Raw genomic sequence first — 990 nt, forward strand, 5'->3', positions numbered from 1 at the left:
GAGGTGATCTCAGCAGCGCAAAAGTGTTGATTAGTACGACACGGGCGAAGGTGTCGAGTCGGGCGGTGATGGAAACAGGCGTGGAGCCATCGATAGACACGTCCTTGCGACAGAAACACGTCTTCGAGAGGGCTCCACGTGATTGCCTATCGTGCCATGGTCGACGTCCCGAGGGAACTCGTGCAGCATCTCGGCCGGCTGCTTGCCGCCGAGCGTCGAGCCAAGGGGACCCGGCGCGGCACTCGCGCGTTGACCTGCTTCTACCAGGCGTTGTTGGTGCTGATCTGGTTCCGCAAGGGCGAGGACCTGGCCCTGCTCGGCGCGGGGTTCGGGATCTCCCGGGCGACCGCGTACCGCTACCGCGACGAGGGCATCGCGGTACTCGCCGCGCAAGCAAGCGACTTACACACCGCGCTGCGCCGTGCCGCCGACGACGGCTGGTCGCACGTGATCCTCGACGGCAAGCTGTTCGACTGCGACCGCCTCACCGAGACCACCCTGTCGGTCAAGGGCGAGACCATCGACGCCTGGTACTCCGGAAAGCACCGCGACTTCGGCGCGAACATCCAAGCGATCATGCGCCCAGACGGGCTGCCGATCTGGACCTCGCAGGCTATGCCCGCGCATCTGCACGACACCAGCTGCGCCCGCGAACTCGGTGTCACCGCCGCATTGAACTGGTCCGCCGCCGAACTCGACCTGCCCACCCTGGCCGACTCCGGCTACGAAAGCGCAGGCCACGGCATCAAGACACCGATCAAACAGCCCGCCGACGGCAGCCGACTCGCACCCGACAACCGCGCCTACAACCGGCTGCTACGCGGCCTGCGCTGGCAAGGCGAACGCGGCTTCGCCATCCTGACCGGACGCTGGAAAACGCTCCGCCACACCACCGCCAGCCCACGCCGGATCGGCGAGATCGTCGCCGCCGCGCTACACCTGACTCACTTCGAATACCGCTACCTACCCGAATCTTGCTGAGATCACCTC

General features: G+C 66.0%; 1 protein-coding gene. It reads left to right on the plus strand.

All coding sequences use genetic code 11. The annotated features are described in order from the left end of the window. Positions 1-138 precede the first annotated feature (138 nt). The gene (locus Vgi01_RS30315; RefSeq protein WP_373307077.1) at positions 139-981 is read left to right on the plus strand and encodes a transposase family protein; all 843 of its coding nucleotides are present in this window, start codon (positions 139-141) and stop codon (positions 979-981) included. The last annotated feature ends 9 nt before the right edge of the window (positions 982-990 follow it).

It is taken from the genome of Micromonospora gifhornensis, assembly GCF_016863515.1.
Taxonomy (GTDB): Bacteria; Actinomycetota; Actinomycetes; order Mycobacteriales; family Micromonosporaceae; genus Micromonospora; species Micromonospora gifhornensis.